We start from the raw sequence: 17,059 nt of genomic DNA, 5'->3' as shown, positions 1-17,059 counted from the left end.
TTACACAGACAAGTTGACACGCCCTGCTCGTCGGCGTCGAACTGGAAGTCCACCGCCCACACCACGTTCGGCGCGTCCGCCGTCGGCGCGTCGACGGTCGAGGACCCGACGCGCTTGCGTCGACGCCGCTGCGGGACCCGGAGCCCTTCGTCACGCCACAGGCGTTGGATCTTCTTGTGGTTCACCACCCACCCCTCGGCGCGGGCGTCGTGATACGCCCGCCGATACCCGTAGCGGGGATGGTCCTTCGCCCAGGCGCGCAGCCACTCCCTGAGCGCCCGATCCGGGTCCGCGACCGTGTCGCCCTTGAGCGGTCGCCGGTACGCGGAGCGGCTCAGCCCGACCAGACGGCACGCCATCCGTTCGCTCACCCGCAACTTGCGCTTGAGGTGATCGACGGCGGCGCGGCGCCTGTCCGGGCTTAGAAGTTTCCCTCAGCCAGCTCCTTGAGCGCGGCCTTCTCCAGCTCCGCTTCCGCGAGCAGACGCTTCAGGGTCGCGTTCTGCTTCTCCAGCTCCTTCAGGCGCTTTGCGTCGTCGGCCTTGAGGCCGCCGTACTGGTTCCGCCACCGGTAGTACGTCTGCTCGGACACCCCGAGCTCCCGGCACACCGCCGCGACGTCCTGACCATCGGCGAGCATCCTGTCGGCCTGCCCGAGCTTACGGACGACCTGCTCGGGGGTGTGACGCTTCCTGCTGTTCGTCATGATCTGACCAGTCTCCCTGCCCGCGACCGCGGGCAACAGGACGACTCTCATAACGACTGGACCTACGAAACGGGGTCAGCCCAGGATCCCGCGAGAACGAGCCGGTGCGGGGCCATGACCGCCTCCATGCGGCGCAGGATGGTGAGCGGAGGGACGAGCGTGCCGCACTGGTTCGGCTTGAACACGCCCCGGAGCTGATCCGCGATCCCCCACACGAAGTTCGAGAGGTTCTGGCGAGAGGGCATGGTGGCAGAGCCTTTCGGAGCACAGCGATGTGGCAGTCGGCCTCATTCTGGCACTGAAAAGTCGCACGCCTGATGCCTGAGGGCCGGGTTCCGAAGAATTCTTCGGATGAGGAGGCCGGCACCTCTTCGACCGACCCCGGAGGCTCGAATCTGAAGTTCTCTTCGGTTTCCCATGTCGACTCGTCACCGCAGCAGTCGAACGTCACCGATTCCGAAGAATCCTTCGGATTTCAGCTGCTCATCTGCCACGCTGGAGCCGTGGCCACCACACGCGCAGTCTCCTCTGCCGCGGCGCTGATGAAGATCAGCGATCGCGTCCGCGCCATGCGTAAAGAGCTCCTGCTGACCCAGCAGCAGCTCGCAGACCTGGCGGGAGTCTCGGATGCGACCGTCCGCCAGATCGAGCGCGGCACCGGCAAGAGCACCCTGAAGTCAGTGCTCTCCGTCATGGAGGTGCTCGGCCGCGAGCTCGAGGTCACCGGCTGACGACTCCTGCACTCGAAGACCTGAAGCGCGTCACCACCGCGGACGTCTACAAGGGCGGCGTCCCAGCGGGGACGGGATCGCCCTTGCGGCTCAGTCCTCCAGGCTCAGCTCCACGTCCCCGACCCACGGCTCCGCGAATCCTTCGTACGTCCCGTCCTTGAGCGCGATGGCCAGCCACTGGTCCACGTAGTGCTTGAACACCTCGTCGCCCTGCGGGAGCATGTACCCCTTCTGGAAGTAGTCGAAGGGCTCGTCCGGGTTCGCGGCGCACAGCTCGGGGTACTCGTGGTCGATGTAGAGCACCTCGGAGCGGTCCGTGGTCATCACGTCCGCCTCACCGGCCGCGAGAGCGTCGAACACCGTGAGGTTGTCGTGCGTCAGTAGCTCGCCCTGCGGGTAGTGCTCCCGCGCGAACTTCTCGTTGGTGCCGCCCTCCGGGAAGATCGACCGCACACCCGGCTGATTGATCTCCGCCACGGTGTCGTACTTCTCGACGTCCTCGCAGCGGGTGATCGGCGTCTTGCCGTCCTCCTGCGTGGGCACGGTGAAGTACACCTGCTCGGCACGTTCCGGGTTCAGGGAGATGCCCCCGACGGCGACGTCGCACGCCCCCGACGTGTAGTCGTCCATGAGCGTCTTCCAGCTGGTCTTCACGAACTCCGGCTCCACGCCCATGGTCTCGGCCAGGTCGCGGGCCATGTCCACATCGATGCCCTTCCAGTCGCCGCTCTCGGTCTGCTCGGTGAAGGGCGGATAGTCACCGGTGGAGCAGACGCGCAACGTGCCGACCTCCTTGATGCGGGTGAGTGCGGAGTCGACGACGGTGGCGGTGGCGGGTTCCGATGAGCTGCCCGCATCCTGCGCCGTGCCGCAGGAGGTGAGGGTGAGCGTCAGGACGACGCCGAAGGCCGCCGTCGCGAGTCGGCAGCGGGTGGGGCGGAAGGTCATGATCGGCTGGCTCCCTCGACGACGGCATGTGAGTCCCGTCACCGTAGCCCAGCACCACACGCCCCCACCGCCCCGCGTACGACAAATACACAACACTCGCCTTGCGTATCTCACTGAGGTGTGCCTTACTGGTTCTCGGACCCCCGCCGGAAGGACCCCCATGGCCCACGCCTCCACGCACCCCGCCCACCCGCTGCCGCCCGTGGCGCCCCGTCGTCTGCTGCTGGCCCAGCGGCTCCTCCGAGGCGAGGGCTCCGTCGAGGTCACGGCCTTCCGCGCCGGCGAGACGCTCACCACGGCCGTCCACGGCGTGAGCGCGGACGGCCGCCTCGTGGTCGCCCACGTCCCCAACCTCCTCGGTTCGCTCGGCGCGTTCCACACACCCGCGCCGCTGGACGTGCGCGTGGACGTCCTGCGTGACGCCCTGGACCTCACGCTCCCCACCCGCCTGGCGTCCGTGCATCTGCTCGGCACCCTGCGCTGGTGCCGGGACTCTGCCGAGGTCGCGGAGCTGGGGCTGCGCGGTCGCGTCGCGGACCTCGTGGCCGACGTCGGCCCACGGGTGCGCGTGGGCGTCGTCGAGACCCAGCGGATCCTGCTGCACGACGTCGACGGCGTCGCCGTGTTCTGCCGTCACACCCTGCCGCTCACGTCGCGGGGGCTCGTGGACCAGGCCGAGCTCGCAGACCTGGCGGACGACGTGCTGGGCACCGCCCCCGAGGTGCTCGCGGACCTGGCCGACGCCGTCTCCCTGGGCCTGCTGCCGGGCGAGAGCACCCCGTTGCAGGTCGGCACCGGGCCCCTGCCCGAGTCCCCCGCCCACGCCCTCGACGCGGACGAAGCCGGGGTGACCCTGCTCCGCGTCCGCGACGGCGAGGCCGCAGCGGTGCACGTGGCCCTGCCCGGTGCGGGCCGGCTCGATCACAGCCCCCGGCACGCCTGGCGGCGGCTGCTGGACGCGATCCCGGCGCGGGTCGCCCACCCCTGAGGGGCGGCGTCAGTCGATCGTGTAGGTGGCGCAGGTGGCCACGTCCGTGACCTCGATGCCCTCGGCGGTGCAGGCGAGGTCGGCGTTGTAGGTGCACTCGAGGCGGTGGCACGCACCGACGGTCGAGGCACCCTCGGTCACCGGGCGGCGGACGTCGAGCTGGACGAAGGTGCCGCAGCCGGGCGTGCGGTCGGAGCCGGCGACGGTGATGGCCAGGGCATTGCAGGACGACTCGGCATTGAAGGCGCAGGCGCTGGCGGCGCAGGTGCGGACGGCGGTGGTCATGGCGTGATCCTCCCGGTTCGGGCCCGCCCCGGACTGGGACGGTGCTGCTGGAATCGAGATTACTCCGGCCCACGAATAGCACAAGAGGGGTGATCCTTAGTCGATAGACGATTAGCGCAAATGGATTTTGCGCATTGTCGCGTGTCGTATGGACCGACGTCGTGCCCGCCGGCCGCCCGGAATCTTCTGCATCTCTGGCCCTTCTGGCGACCACGCGCCCACTCAGAAGGGTCAGATGCGCAGACGATCCGCCGTCCCCGCCTCCTGAGCAGCCCCGGCAGCCCCGGCACTCTGGCCGAGTCCGCCCCGCACTCCTAGCGTGGGGCCATGAGCACCCATCGCCTGTCCTCCACCGCCCTCGGGTTCGCCGCCGGACTGGGCACCGCGGCCGCCGTCACCGCAGCCCGCAAGATCGCCGTCATGGCCGCCGTCGGGAAGGGTCACCCGCTCAAGCACCGCCTCCTGGACGCGGCATCCGGCCTGGTCCAGCCGAAGTACCCCATGGGCGCGATGAGCACCTATCTCAACGGACTGCACTTCTACGCCGACGACCTCGGCCGACAGGTCGAAGCCAGCCACTTCTGCATCCACCTGCGCCACGACCTGCACCAGTGCGTGATCTTCGACCGCAACGCGCCGGACGCACGGCTGATCGGCATCGAGTACATCATCAGCGAGGAGCGGTTCCGCAGCCTCCCCGACGAGGAGCGGCGCCTGTGGCACAGCCACCACTACGAGGTGAGCTCCGGCGCCCTCACCGCTCCCGGGGTGCCCGAGCTGGCCGAGCACAGTTACTTCGAAGACCTCATCCACACCTACGGGAAGACGTTCCACACCTGGCAGTACGACCGGGACGACTTCCCGTACGGCATCCCCCAGCTGATGATGGGCCTCACCGGCGACGGCCAGGTGGACGAGGCCCTCCTGCGCGCCCGCGACGAGCGCCTGGGCGTGGACACCGCGGCCAAGCGGCGCCACCGCGCGGACATCCCGGTCCCGGATGTGGTGCCGGGCGCGAACAGCTGGGAGCGCGGGCGGGTCGTGCAGACCACGCTCGAGGAGCGCCCGGTGCGGGGCCGCGACGACTGAGGGCGGCGTCGTCGGCAGGGCGCCGTTTCCCGAACGAAAGCGGTGCGACACGCCGCCGTTTCCCGAACGAAAACGCTCGGCGGGCCGGGGCCGTCATCCGGATCGGGTGGGGGCGCCCCGCGTGGGACAGCACGTCCGCCGCACGGGTCGCGGCAGCGAGAACGCTGGGCTCAGACCTTGCCCTTGAGCAGTCGGTGCCAGTAGATCCGGGGCTGGCCGAGGCGGTCGAAGGCCGCCGTGCTCTTCCGCGGCTTCGTCAGGTCCACGCCGGGGATCGACCGGTCCTCGGAGCCGTCGCGGACGTGCTCGTCCAGGACCAGCTCGTCCCGGCTGACCATCACGGGGATCACGGTGTAGCCGTCGTACTTCTGGAGCGGCTTCCCCGCGTCCGCGGCCTGGATGTTCTGGGTCAGGATCTTGACCTGCCGGCGCAGGGCTCCGCCGGAGGGCCGTGTGCCCAGGGCGGCGGCGTCGCCCAGCGCCCACACGTGCGGGTGCACGGGATGCCGCAGGGTCGCGGGATCCACGGCCGCCAGGCCGGCCTCGCCGTCGTCCGCCAGGCCTGCCTCGGCGATGAACTCCGGGGCCCGCACCACGGGCGTGATGTACGCGGCCGCGACGTCGGTGATCCGCTCACCGGTGTTGAGCACCACCTCGCGGGCCTCGTGGTCCACGGCGTTCACCTCTGCGCCGGCGTGCACATGGATGCCGTACCTCGCCACGGCCTCGGCCAGAGCGGGGTCGATGGTCTGCCGGTCCAGGATCCGGCCGTACGGGGTCACCAGGTGGACGTCCACGTCCGGCAGGATCCCCGTGCGCTCCCATGCCGCGCAGGCCAGGAACAGCGCCTTGAGCACGGTGCCGCCGCACGAGGAGGGCTCAGCCGGCACATTCGCCACCACACGGTCCCCCGCGGCCACACGCGACAGCAGCGCCCGGGCGGCGTCCACGTGCTCGGGCACGTGCGCACTCGCCGCCCATCCGGCGGCGTAGGCCTCACGCAGCCCGTCGATCGCACCCCACCACGGGGTCAGCCCCGGGCAGAGCACGAGGTGGCGGAAGCCCACGGTCAGCCCGGTGCTCGTCACCGCGGTCCGTTCCTCGGCGTCCACGGCCACGACGTGGTCCGGGATCCATTCGACCCCGTCCGGGATGACGGCCCGCATCGGCCGTTCGAACCGGGCCATGTCCGCCTGCCCGCCCGCCGCGTAGTTCAGCATCGGCCGGTAGCGGTGCAGCTGTTGGCCGTCGGCGATGGCGACCCGACCCTGCCGCTTCCGCCGCAGTGCGGCGGCCAAGGACACGCCGGCGTTGCCGCCGCCGACGATCAGGATGTCGTACTGCTCGGTCACGTGGTCCTCCGTGGGGTGACGGGGTCAAGGAAACGGTACGGCCGCCCCCGCAGACGTGCTCCGCGGCAGACGGGACGTGCCGCCCATCCTCCACTGGTGGCCGGGGCCGGCGCTAGCCCGCGAGGCCCAGCAGCCGCAGCTGGTCGGCGTACTTGCGCATCCCGACCTCCACGGCCTGCGGGTTCTGCGCGTACCAGTCCAGGTGGGTCTGTCGCAGCTGCTCGGCCGGGACGGTCTGTCCGGCCACGGTCCAGTCCTCGGTCGGCTCGGCGTCGAGGTCGAGGGCCTCCACCACGACCGCCTCGAGGGGCGCGCGCACCCCGCCGAGGAGCACGCGGGAGGCGGGCACGGGCTGGACGGCGACGTCGCCCGGCAGGTGCCCGGCCACGCGCTCGGCCACGCGGGTCAGCAGCATGTTGGTCGGGTGGTTCACGGTGTAGAAGCCGACGCCCCGCTCCGCCGCCACCAGATCCGCCATGGACAGCGTCCCCTTCGCCTCCTCCCGCGCCCGCAGCGCCTGCACGGACGCGGCCGCGGCCTCGCGGATCGCCGCCGGCGCCACCTCCCGACGACGGCCCGTCGCCGCCTCGGCCAGCACGCGCAGGTCGTGGTACGGCACGACGGGCGGGTCCTCCCCCGGCCGCTCGGCCGCCCCGGGCGCGAACTTCCAGTTGCGGAGGGTGACCTGCCAGGGAAAGCGCGAGACGTCGTACACCACGGGGATCCGCACCACGGCGGCGTCCTTCGGCAACCGGGCCACGAGCTGGTCCGTGCCGATGGGCATGCCCCGGTAGTCGTGCGGGATCGGCTGGGTGACGAGGGCCTTCACGCGGGGCAGCAGCCGCTCCAGGTGCTCGACCTCGTCCGGCTGGGCCTCGAAGGCGGGCGGCACGCGGACGCTCACCAGGTCCGCCCCGTGCAGCGGTGTGCCGGGCTCCCCGCCGAGCAGCCGCCGGTACGACTCGCCCTGGCAGTTGCCCCACACCAGCAGCAGGTCACCCTCGGGCAGGTCCTCGAGCCCGTAGAAGTGGCCGTAGTGCCGGCGTCGTCCCTCGTCCTCGTGCACGCCTGCGTCCTCTCTCCTCAGCCGTCCTCGCGACGGATCCAGTCGACGCCCGTCTTCCCGAACCACCAGGCCAGGAACGCGGAGAGCGCCGCGAAGTCCAGTTCGTCCAGCTCGCTCATCGGTCCTCCCGTGCTCCGTCCTGTCCGCGATTGTGCCAGCCCCGCGGACACCGGCCCGCTCAGCCCCAGCCGCCCCACCACGCCTCGAGGTCCGGCACGGCGGCCACGGGCGCCCAGCCCAGCCGGGAGGCGGGCACCCGCCACACCCGCGCCGTCCCGCCCCGCCGACGCCGCCACCGCGCCCGGGCGCACGTCAGCACGGCGAGCACGTCGCGCTCGGCCCGCTCGCCCGGCTCGCCCAGCACCTCCACGCGCTCGACGCCGGCCCGTTCCAGGCGCAGCAGCCACGCGGCGACGGCGTCCGCGTCAGGCCGGGCTCCGGCCGCGGCGGGCCGCAGCGGCACGTGCACGTCCACGGACCAGTCGGGCACCGACCGCACGGCGTCGAGGTCGCCGCGCGCCGGCGTCGGCGGCAGGTCCTGGGACGCCGCCGCGCCGCCGTCGGGCTCGCCCAGCAGCCGCACGCGGGGGTCGCCGAGCGCCCGCGCCGCCGCCTCGTCGAGGCCGCCCACGACGCCGACCCGCGCCCCCGGTGCCGCGCGCAGCACGGCGTCCACCGCCACCACGGCCGCCGCCGCGCCGTCCGCGCCCTCCGGCACCCGCACGCGCGCCTCGACCCGCAGCGGGCCGGCCAGGGACAGGCCGTGGCCGCGGGCCGTCGTCGCGGGGATGCGCGAGGCGAGCACGAGCGCCTCGCGGGCCTTCACCCGGGCGGCCTCGGCGGTGTCGCCGCGTCCGCCGAAGTCGGCGCCGGCCTGCCACGCCACGGCGTCCGGCGCGTGGCGCAGGGCCGCCCCCACGCGCCACAGCCGGTGCGCCAGCTCCCAGTCCTCCCCGCCGTAGCCCACGAACGCGGGGTCGAAGCCGCCGGCGTCCTCGTAGACCTCGCGCGCCATCGTGAGCACGGCCGAGATGACGTACCGGTAGCCGGTGGAGTCGGCGCGGCGCAGGTCGTCCGTCGCGCGGTACCCGTCACCCAGCCACGCCGGCTCAGCCAGGCGGGAGCTCTCCGGCACCTCGTCCCCGGGCCGCCAGCCGTCCGCCCAGGCCCGCTCCAGCCAGGCCTCGGCCAGGTGCCGCCGCCGACCCACCACCGCGGCGTCCCGGGGCGCCGTGGCCACCGCCGCCAGCGCCGCGGCGAGGTACCCGGGCTCGGGGAGCATGTCCCCGTCGAGGAAGGCGAGCACGTCGCCGTCGGCCGCCTCCGCCCCGAGCGCCCGGGCCGCCGAGGCGCGGAACCCGCGGTCCCGCTGGCGCACGGTCACCACGTCGAACGGCAGGCCCGGGTCCACCCGGGGCGGGACGGGCGAGCCGTCGTCGGCCACCACGAGCTGCAGCCCGCCGGTCAGGCCGCGCTGGGCCGCGAGCGCGGCCGTGAGCCGGTCGAGGTCCGCCTGGGCCCGGTAGTAGGGCACCACCACGGAGACGGCAGCGCTCACGTCCACCTGTGCACGCGGCGGAGCACGTCGAAGAGCATCCGCGCGCAGTCCTCGGCCCCGGGCGAGAGGTCCACGGCGGGGTCGAGCCACGTGCGCTCGGGGTCCTCGACCGCCTCGGCGATCGCCTCGGCCAGCGCGAAGGCCGGCGACCCGTTCGGGTGCACGAGCCGCAGGGTGCCCGGGCGCAGGCGCTCCATCTCCTCCGTGTAGCGGCCCGCGGAGGCGATCGCCCTCCGCCCCACCGAGGTCCACGCCGCCAGGGACCCGGACGCGGACACGTTGCGGTGCGCCGCGAACGGGATGCCCGCCGAGAGCAGGGCCGCGTCCGCGAACTCGTCCGGCACGAACCCGGTGACGCGGAACTCCAGGCCGCGCGCCTCGGCGTCGCGGGTCAGCTCCGCCACGAGGTCGTCATGCCCGATGCTGACGGGTCCGAGCGCCGTCAGCCGGCGCGGCGCCCCGGAATCCGGGCCCCACTGGCGGTGCAGCTCGGTGAGGGCCTCCAGGGCGAGGGCGTGCCCCTTGCCCGGGTAGACGAAGCCGAAGAGCACGAGGTCCCGGTCGAGGCCGGCCATGCTCTCCGGCACCACCGGCTCGGCGCGGGCGGCCGCGGCCCGGCGGTCCTCCACGGGCAGCGGGACCACGTCCGCGGCCACGTCCACCAGGTCCGCCAGCAGCGCCCGCTCGTGCTGCGAGGACACCACGACGCCGTCCACCGCCTGGGCGAGCCGCGCGTATGCCTCGCCGCGGCGGCGGTAGCGGCCGTCGCCCTCGGCGGGCTGCGGGATGTCGTGCAGGGTGAGCGTGGTGCCCTCGGGCAGGACGTCGACGAGCAGGTCCGCGGCGGCGGTCGCGGTGGGGCCGAACAGCGCGTCCGTGACGTCCAGGTGCACGGCGGCGCCCAGCGCGCGCGCCTCCTCCAGCACGGGCACGAGGCCCCGGAACGCCGCGACGTCCTCCGCCGTGAGCAGCTCCACCTCGGCGCCCACCCGACGGAGGGCGGCGGCGGTCTGCCGGCCATGGCGCACCACGCCGTGCTCCGGCGCGCCCACGGTCACGTACAGCACACGTCCCTGCGGCTGCGAGTCCACGTCCACGATCCCCTTCACCTGCGGCGGCGCTCCTCGACGCGGCGGCGCGCCGGAACGGACAGGATGCCGCTGCTCCGATTCTCCGATCCTGCCCTGACAGACTAGATTCCGCGACCCCCGACCCGGGACGGGGACACGCCGCCCGCGCGGCATCGCATCCCCAGGTCAGGAGGCCCTCCCCCGTGAGCATCACCGTCCAGCACGTGCCCGCGCAGCACCCGTACACCCGCGCGATCCGCCCCCTCGACCCGGGCGCCGCGCCGGACGTGGAGTTCCTGCCGGACCCGCCGGTGCCGGGCGCGCCCGCGCACCAGTGGTGGCCGCCCCGGGCCCTGCGCGCGGAGTGGCTGGCCGAGCACCGCCCGGACGTGCTGCACGTGCACTTCGGCTTCGAGCACTTCAGCCCCGCCCAGCTGGCCGCCGCCCTGGACGCGCAGCACGCGCACGGGGGCGCCGTCGTCGTGACCGTGCACGACCTCGAGAACCCGCACCTGACGGACCAGGGCCCCCACCGGGACCGCCTGGCCGTGCTGCTGGGCCGCGCGGACGCCGTGCTCACGCTCACCCCCGGCGCCGCGGCGACCCTCGCCCGCGACTACGGCGTGCGCGCCCTCGTGGTCCCCCACCCGCACATCGTCCCGCTCGAGGACCTCGCGGCGCGGGGCGACGACGACGCCCCCGGCGTGCTGCCCCCCGACGCGTCCGACGACGGCGACGGCGCGGCCGCCCCCGCCCGCCTGCTGGTGCACGCCAAGGACCTGCGGGCCCAGGTGGCCCCGGTGGCGCTGCTGCCGGTGCTGGCCGCCGCCGTCGGGACGCTGGCCGACCGCGGCGTCGACGCGCGGGTGACCGTGGAGGTCCAGGACACCGTGCAGGACGAGGACGCCCTGGCCGCGCTGCGCGCGGGCTGCGCCCACCACGGCTTCGAGCTGTGGCAGCACGACCGGCTCGACGACCCCGCCCTGCACGCGCTGCTGCGCGACGTGGACGTGTCCGTGCTGCCGTACCGCGTCGGCACCCACTCGGGCTGGGTGGAGATGTGCCGGGACCTGGGGGTGCCGGTGGCCGTCGCGGACATCGGGCACATCGCGGACCAGTCCGGCGCCTGGTTGACCCCCGACTCGCTCGCCGCGTTCGACCCGGAGGACCCCGACTCCCTCGCCGACGCGCTCGAGACGCTCGTGCGCGCCCGCGCGCGCACGGCCCCCGCCGACCCGGCCGCCCGGGCCCGGCAGCGCCGTCGCGTGGCCGCCGCCCACGTGGCCGTCTACCGCGAGGCCCTCGCCCGGGCGCGCGGGGCGCTGCCGGGCGTGTCCGTGCTGGTCATCACGGGGCACCGGGACGAGCACCTGGCCCGCGTGATCGCCGGGCTGGAGCGCTCCCACCGCCGCCCGGACCAGGTGGTCGTGGTGTTCATGGGCCAGCCGGACGGGCGCGTCCCGGCCACGGACCTGCCCGTCACGGTGGGGCACGTGGCCGCCGAGGCCGGCCTGCCGCTGGCGCAGGCCCGCAACCGCGCGGCCGAGCTCGCCACCGGCGAGATCCTCGTCTTCCTCGACGTGGACTGCATCCCGGCGGCCGAGACCGTCGGCGTGCTGGCCACCGAGGTCGCGGCCCACCCCGGGTCCGTGGTGATGGGCCGGCCCCGCTACCTGCGGCCGGGCTGGACCCGCGACGTCGGGGAGGCCGATCTGACCTCGCACCGCGCTGACGCCCTGCTGCGCCGCCTCTCCGTGCCCCACCGGGCGCGCGCGCACCTGACCGCCGGCCCTTCGGACGAGTGGCACCTCGTGTGGACGCTGATCCTGGCGTTGCGCCGCGCGGACCTGGCCCGCATCGGCGGTTTCGACGCGGGCTTCACCGGCTACGGCGCCGAGGACACGGACCTGGCCTTCCGCGCCCGCGACGCCGGCCTGACGCTGCGGTTCAGCCCCGCCGAGGCGTTCCACCAGCACCACGGGGTGATGGTCCCGCCGCTGCACCACCTCGAGGACATCCTGGTCAACGCCCGCCGCTTCCGGCAGGTGCACGGCCGATGGGCCATGGAGGGGTGGCTGCGCGCGTTCGCGGACGCGGGGCTGATCGCGTGGGACCCCGAGGGGGAGCGGCTCGCGCTGCTGCGTCACCCCACGGAGGCGGAGCTGACGGCCGCCCGCCGCGACGACGCCGCGTACTGAGGGGCGACGCGCCGGGGGCGATCGGGGCTCAGCCCAGGGCGCCCTCGATCGCCGCCTCCCAGCGCCGCCGGTACTCGTCCGGCGCCACGAGCAGCAGGCCCGCGAGCCGATCGGCGGCGGCCGGGTCCGCGAGGGCGCCGCGCACCGCGCCGGCCCAGTCGGCGTCCGGGTCCTCCCACGCGCACCACGGCACGCCCGCGGCCCGGTGGATCTCGCGGACGAACACGCGCTGCTCGTCGAACGGCCGCGGCTCGGGGGCGAGCACCACGGGGCGGCCGGAGCGGGCGGCGTCCACCACGGCGTTGTGCCCGGCCGAGACCACCACGACGTCGGCGTCCGCGGCCCGGCGGGCCGGCGCCTGGACCCAGCCGTGCAGCGTCACGGTGGTGGGCATCGCCTCCGCCGCGAGCCCGCCCGGCGCCTCCGGATCGCCCACCCCGGCGATCGGGCCGTACACCTCCCACGTCGCCTCCGGCACGGCGGATGCCGCCCGGGCCAGGTCCGCGGCCCGCACCCCGCCGCCGCCTGTCCCGGCGATCACGGCGACGCGTGGGGCGGCGCCGGCGGACGACGTCGTCGTGGCGCGGGTGCCGAGCCGGCCGGTGACGTCCGCGACCCCGAGGTAGGTGACCCGGTCCGCGTGGGCGGCGCGCCAGGCGGGGACCTCGAGCTCGGCGGCGTAGTGGGCGAAGAGGCCGTCGGCCTCGGCGTAGACGAGGGCGTGCGCGGGGTCGGTGCGCTCGCCGTGCATGCGGCGGTGCAGCACGGGCCAGCCCGCCAGGCGCAGGAACAGGGCCGCCTCCACGGACACGTCCACCACGCACACGTCCGGGTCCACCCGTTGCGCCGCCGCGTGGAGGGCGTCGAAGCGCGCCCGGATCTCGGTCCCCACCGGGGACCAGTGCAGGGGCGAGCGGGCCGGCTGCTGGTGGCCGGGCACGAGGTCCGAGGGCAGCGGGATGACGGGGACGTCCGCGGGCAGCAGTTCGGCCGCCCGGGGGTGGGCGGTCACGACCGTCACGTCGAACGCCCCGGTCGACGCCAGGCCGGCGGCGTGCCGCAGGTGCCCCGCCCCGTGCTGGTGGGCGTAGTAGAGGACCCGCCTGCGGGCCGGAGCCATCAGAGGGACTCCAGGTCCGCCGCATCGGCGGACGGGCGCGGGACCCCCTGCGGGTCGAACCCATACGCGTCCTCGGCGGCGGCGAGGTCACGGGCGTCCTCGGCGGCCTGCTCGAGCAGGTCCACGTAGCCCTCCACCATGGTCTCCGCGCTGAACCGGCAGGCCCACGCGCGCACGCGTCCCCGGTCCTTGCGGCGGGCGTGACGGATCGAGACCGCGAGCTCCTGCGCCGTGTGGTGCACGGCCAGTGCGCCGGCCTGCGGGGCGACGATCTCCCCCATCGCGCCGCTGAGCAGCGCGGCCACCGGCACGCCGAGCGCCATGGCCTCCACCACGGCGAGCCCGAACGGCTCGGCCCACAGGGGCGTGGCCAGGAAGACCTCGCCCGTGGCGAGCATGTGCGGCAGCGCGTGATGGTCGAGGTGGCCGTGGTAGACGGTGTCCGGACCGAGCCGCGGCACGACCTCGCGGGCGTGGTACTCCTCGTCCGAGATCGGCCCGGCGAAGTGCAGCTCCATGCCCGCGATCCGGGCGGCGTCGATCGCCACGTGCAGGCCCTTCTCCGCCGTGATCCGGCCCGACCACACGGCGCGGCCACGCACGGGGACGGCGTCGGAGACCCACTGGTGCAGCTCGATCCCGTTGGGCACCACATCCACCCGCGGCAGCCGATGCTGCCAGGCCAGCGCGTTCGACGCGGACACCGAGGCCCACCGGTGGTGGTCGGGGGCTGTCCAGCCCGGGGCGTCGACGACGGCCAGCACCTCCGCCAGCGTGGCCGGCGTGTGCAGGACGGTGACCATGGGGCGGGCGCGCAGCAGCTCGAGCGGCGCCGGAGAGAGGGAGTTGTTCAGGACGGCGTCGGAGTCGTCATCGAGGATCAACGCGCAGGCCCGGCGGGCGGCCTCCTCGCGCACGCGGGCGCCCGCGCGGCCCGGGCCGGCGCCCTCGGCGGGCAGCACGGCGACGACGTCGCCCGGCACCCGGGTGCCCTCCCGCGCGTAGACGGTGACGTCGTGGCCCCGGCGCACGAGGTGCTCCACGGTCATGGCCGTGTGCATCTCCAGCCCGCCCTCGTAGGGCGAACGAATGGGGTGGAGCATGTGGGTGAGCACGCTGATGCGCATCGGCGTCCCCTTCCCGGCCCGGGCCGGGCCGAACGGCCCCGTGCGGGGCGGCAGAAGCGCGACTGACCTGCGGTGACACGACCGCATCACGTCCGCGCTGACGTACCCCGGCACTGTAGACACCCGGGGGGTCCCCCCGGAAGCGCCGGCCCCCCTCCCGGGGGTGAGGGCAGGGCAGGCGCACACGCCCCCGTCACGAGAAAGTCCCGGCCCGCGACCTCGAGGATCGCGGACCGGGACGGTCCGTGGAGCTAAGGGGAATTGAACCCCTGACCTTTTCATTGCGAACGAAACGCTCTACCAACTGAGCTATAGCCCCAGGTCATGCCCTCCCGCAGGAGTGCACCGGACCATCATACGCCCGACGCCCCCGATCCTCCAATCCGGCGGCGCCCCGCGGCGACCACGCCGAGCACCACACCCGCCAGATCCGCGACGACATCCACCGGGTCCCCCGTCCGCAGCGGCACCCACGCGTGCTGCACGAGCTCGCTCACCGGCGCGTGCACCGCGAACGGCAGCGCCCACCACGCGCTCCGCCCCCGCCACACGGCGAGGAACGCGGGCAGCGCGAACACGGCCACGTGGATCGCCTTGTCCAGTCCGGGCACGGTGAACCCGGCCTCCGGCACCTGCTCGCCCGGCAGGTACAGCACCACCAGCTGCACCGCGACGGCGACGGCCAGCGCCGCCGCCAGGGCGCGGCGCCGTCGTGGGGAAGCGGGGGCGGAGGGAGCGGCCGGGGAGCCGGAAGGAACGGTCATCCGCCCATTCTGTCCGGCTTCTGCGCCGGGCACTCATGGTCCCCGCCCTGCTGAAAAGGATCTATGTTTTTGCCATTTCTGCGCCGATCATGTGATGATCACCCCATCCGGGTGGGCTCGTTCCGCCAGGATGCCGGTGTTGACAGCGCCGCCCAGGGCCGAGGGACCGCGATGGCTTGAGCAGAGAGCTCGCCGTTCGTGGACTCGGGACCCGGCGGGATGCCCTCCACCTCCCCGGCCCCCTGGCCGCGACGTGATCGGTACGCCACCTTCCGCCCTGCGGAGCCGTGCCCTGACCGGACCGCGCCGGGGGATCGGGACGTCCACAGTCACTCGTGCGAAAGGAAGTCCGATGCCGCCCTCCCAGGACGCAGCATCCCTGACCCAGCTCGGCGTGATCGGGGTGATCCTGCTCGTCGCGCTGTTCTACGGCGGGACCATGATCATGTCCGTGGCCATCTCCAAGAAGAAGGAGAACGCCGACGCCTACATGACGGCCGGCAATCGGATCGGCTTCGGCGTGTCCGCCGCCTCCATGACGGCCACCTGGATCTGGGCCGCCTCCATGTACGCCTCCGTGACCGCCGGCTACACGTACGGCGTCTCCGGCCCCCTCCACTACGGCCTCTGGGGCGCCCTGATGATCCTGTTCATCTACCCGTTCGGCCGCCGCATCCGCGCGGTCGCGCCGCGCGCCCACACCCTCGCCGAGGTCATGTACGCCCGGCACGGCCGCTCGTCGCAGCTCATGCTGGCCGGCTCCAACGTGCTCGGCTCCGTCATCTCCCTGACCTCCAACTTCATCGCCGGCGGCGCCCTGATCTCCCTGCTGTCCCCGCTGTCCTTCGGCGCGGGCATCCTGATCGTGGCCGCGGGCGTGCTGCTGTACACCCTGTGGTCCGGCTTCCGCGCCTCCGTGCTCACCGACTTCGCCCAGGTGATGGCCATGCTCGGCGCGACCGTCATCATCATCCCCGCCGTGTTCTTCGCCGCGGGCGGCCCGGGCATGTTCCAGGCCGGCGTCGAGGCCGGCCACGTCACGGCCCAGCAGCAAAGCTTCTTCTCCTCCGAGGCGTTCATGAACCAGGGGGCGCCGTACATCGCCGCCGTGCTGGCCTACGCGATCGGCAACCAGACCATCGCCCAGCGCCTCTTCGCCGTGCGTGAGGACCTCATCAAGCCCACCTTCATCACGGCCACCCTCGGCTACGGCGGCACCGTGATCGGCGTCGGCATGCTCGGCGTCATGGCGCTCTACCTGGGCGTCGAGCCGCTCGACGGCGACGTCAACAACCTCCTGCCGCAGATGGTCGCCGACCACCTGCCGCTGGCGCTCGTGGCCCTGGCGTTCCTGATGATCATCGGCTCGCTGTCCTCCACCGCCGACTCGGACCTGTCCGCCCTCTCGTCGATCGTGATGACGGACGTCTACGGCCAGTCGGTCGGCCGCAAGAACGCCGACCCGAAGACCATGCTGCTGATCGGCCGCATCACCATGATCGTGGCGACGGCGGCGGCCCTGTACTTCGCCACCGCCAAGTTCGACATCCTCGACCTGCTGGTCTTCGTGGGCGCCCTGTGGGGCTGCCTCGTGTTCCCCGTGATCGCGTCCTTCTACTGGGGCAGGATCACCAACGTCGCGTTCACGGTGTCCGTGCTCGCCGCGCTGGCCGTGTTCCTGCCCGTGCGCTTCGAGTGGATCCCGATCGAGGGAGCCTGGGCGTTCGTGGTGGAGACCCTCGCGATCCTCGGCGTGGGCGTCGTGCTGGGCATCATGTGCTTCGGCTTCTTCGGCCTGCGTCCGGCGGTCGTGGTCGGCGCGATCGCCTCGGTCGTGATGCTGTTCCTCGGCTACGGCTTCCTGCGGGACTACGCCACCCTCACGGGCTCGCTCGTGGCCTACGCCGTGTCCTTCCTCGTGTGCTGGGGGCTGTCCGTCCGCTCCGGGCAGGACTTCGACTTCGACCGGATCGCGCGCGTGACCGGCGACTTCGACCCCGCGACCGAGGACCTGCCGCAGGTCGAGCGCGCCTCGGCCCCCGTGTCCTGATCCCCCG

Annotated in this window: 15 protein-coding genes, 1 tRNA gene and 1 pseudogene; 5 read left to right on the top strand and 12 right to left on the bottom strand. The window is 73.6% G+C overall.

Features of this window, described 5'->3' with window-relative positions; genetic code table 11:
* Positions 1–2 precede the first annotated feature (2 nt).
* Together OVA32_RS03450 and OVA32_RS03445 are read right to left on the bottom strand one after the other, a co-directional pair.
* Positions 3–706 (bottom strand): annotated as a pseudogene (locus OVA32_RS03450) (transposase); the annotation flags it as partial.
* 62 nt (positions 707–768) lie between these two features.
* Complete coding sequence (locus OVA32_RS03445; RefSeq protein WP_267715244.1) at positions 769–951, bottom strand: type I restriction-modification system subunit M N-terminal domain-containing protein; 183 nt, start codon at positions 949–951, stop codon at positions 769–771.
* A 258-nt stretch (positions 952–1,209) separates the two neighbouring features.
* Between OVA32_RS03445 and OVA32_RS03440 the strand changes: the two genes are divergently transcribed.
* Positions 1,210–1,437: a helix-turn-helix domain-containing protein gene (locus OVA32_RS03440; RefSeq protein ID WP_267715242.1), complete on the top strand. Its 228-nt coding sequence runs from the start codon at positions 1,210–1,212 to the stop codon at positions 1,435–1,437.
* Positions 1,438–1,527: 90 nt separating this feature from the next.
* On the opposite strand, the gene OVA32_RS03435 is transcribed toward OVA32_RS03440, so the two are convergent.
* Complete coding sequence (locus tag OVA32_RS03435; protein ID WP_041102639.1) at positions 1,528–2,385, bottom strand: transporter substrate-binding domain-containing protein; 858 nt, start codon at positions 2,383–2,385, stop codon at positions 1,528–1,530.
* A 160-nt stretch (positions 2,386–2,545) separates the two neighbouring features.
* Here OVA32_RS03435 and OVA32_RS03430 point away from each other — a divergent pair, with 160 nt between their 5' ends.
* Complete coding sequence (locus OVA32_RS03430) at positions 2,546–3,373, top strand: hypothetical protein (RefSeq protein WP_144786454.1); 828 nt, start codon at positions 2,546–2,548, stop codon at positions 3,371–3,373.
* Positions 3,374–3,382: 9 nt separating this feature from the next.
* Here the strand turns inward: OVA32_RS03430 and OVA32_RS03425 are convergent, their stop codons facing one another.
* Complete coding sequence (locus tag OVA32_RS03425) at positions 3,383–3,658, bottom strand: DUF1540 domain-containing protein (protein ID WP_041102637.1); 276 nt, start codon at positions 3,656–3,658, stop codon at positions 3,383–3,385.
* Between the two features lie 327 nt (positions 3,659–3,985).
* Between OVA32_RS03425 and OVA32_RS03420 the strand changes: the two genes are divergently transcribed.
* Complete coding sequence (locus tag OVA32_RS03420; protein ID WP_237069058.1) at positions 3,986–4,747, top strand: OBAP family protein; 762 nt, start codon at positions 3,986–3,988, stop codon at positions 4,745–4,747.
* Positions 4,748–4,917: 170 nt separating this feature from the next.
* Here OVA32_RS03420 and OVA32_RS03415 read toward each other — a convergent pair whose 3' ends face one another.
* The 4 genes from OVA32_RS03415 to OVA32_RS03400 form a co-directional block, all read right to left on the bottom strand.
* Positions 4,918–6,099 (bottom strand): NAD(P)/FAD-dependent oxidoreductase, encoded by a 1,182-nt coding sequence (locus OVA32_RS03415; RefSeq protein WP_078026234.1) that lies wholly within the window; start codon positions 6,097–6,099, stop codon positions 4,918–4,920.
* Positions 6,100–6,211: 112 nt separating this feature from the next.
* Positions 6,212–7,165 (bottom strand): WcbI family polysaccharide biosynthesis putative acetyltransferase, encoded by a 954-nt coding sequence (locus OVA32_RS03410; protein ID WP_119217778.1) that lies wholly within the window; start codon positions 7,163–7,165, stop codon positions 6,212–6,214.
* 178 nt (positions 7,166–7,343) lie between these two features.
* Positions 7,344–8,723 carry a glycosyltransferase gene (locus OVA32_RS03405; protein ID WP_260849725.1) on the bottom strand — a complete coding sequence of 460 codons (1,380 nt, stop codon included), beginning with the start codon at positions 8,721–8,723 and terminating at the stop codon, positions 7,344–7,346.
* Positions 8,720–9,832, bottom strand: coding sequence for a glycosyltransferase family 4 protein (locus tag OVA32_RS03400; RefSeq protein WP_144825180.1), 1,113 nt, complete (start codon positions 9,830–9,832; stop codon positions 8,720–8,722). Before OVA32_RS03400 ends, OVA32_RS03405 begins: the two co-directional genes overlap by 4 nt.
* Positions 9,833–9,996: 164 nt before the next feature.
* Here OVA32_RS03400 and OVA32_RS03395 point away from each other — a divergent pair, with 164 nt between their 5' ends.
* Positions 9,997–11,991 (top strand): glycosyltransferase, encoded by a 1,995-nt coding sequence (locus OVA32_RS03395; protein ID WP_210079053.1) that lies wholly within the window; start codon positions 9,997–9,999, stop codon positions 11,989–11,991.
* A 28-nt stretch (positions 11,992–12,019) separates the two neighbouring features.
* On the opposite strand, the gene OVA32_RS03390 is transcribed toward OVA32_RS03395, so the two are convergent.
* From OVA32_RS03390 to OVA32_RS03375, 4 genes are all read right to left on the bottom strand, one after another.
* Complete coding sequence (locus tag OVA32_RS03390; protein WP_267715234.1) at positions 12,020–13,111, bottom strand: glycosyl transferase; 1,092 nt, start codon at positions 13,109–13,111, stop codon at positions 12,020–12,022.
* A complete protein-coding gene (locus tag OVA32_RS03385) occupies positions 13,111–14,238 on the bottom strand; it encodes a glycosyltransferase (RefSeq protein WP_267715232.1) in 1,128 nt (375 codons plus the stop codon). Before OVA32_RS03385 ends, OVA32_RS03390 begins: the two co-directional genes overlap by 1 nt.
* 246 nt (positions 14,239–14,484) lie before the next feature.
* A tRNA-Ala gene (locus OVA32_RS03380) sits at positions 14,485–14,557 on the bottom strand.
* 34 nt (positions 14,558–14,591) lie between these two features.
* Positions 14,592–15,002, bottom strand: coding sequence for a hypothetical protein (locus tag OVA32_RS03375; protein ID WP_060974163.1), 411 nt, complete (start codon positions 15,000–15,002; stop codon positions 14,592–14,594).
* 352 nt (positions 15,003–15,354) lie between these two features.
* Between OVA32_RS03375 and OVA32_RS03370 the strand changes: the two genes are divergently transcribed.
* Positions 15,355–17,052 carry a sodium:solute symporter family protein gene (locus OVA32_RS03370; RefSeq protein ID WP_060974162.1) on the top strand — a complete coding sequence of 566 codons (1,698 nt, stop codon included), beginning with the start codon at positions 15,355–15,357 and terminating at the stop codon, positions 17,050–17,052.
* The last annotated feature ends 7 nt before the right edge of the window (positions 17,053–17,059 follow it).

The sequence above is a fragment of the Micrococcus sp. SL257 genome, from assembly GCF_026625585.1.
GTDB lineage: Bacteria > Actinomycetota > Actinomycetes > Actinomycetales > Micrococcaceae > Micrococcus > Micrococcus luteus.
The sequence above is the reverse complement of the archived record's forward strand: the minus strand, read 5'-3'. Positions and strand labels throughout refer to the sequence as shown.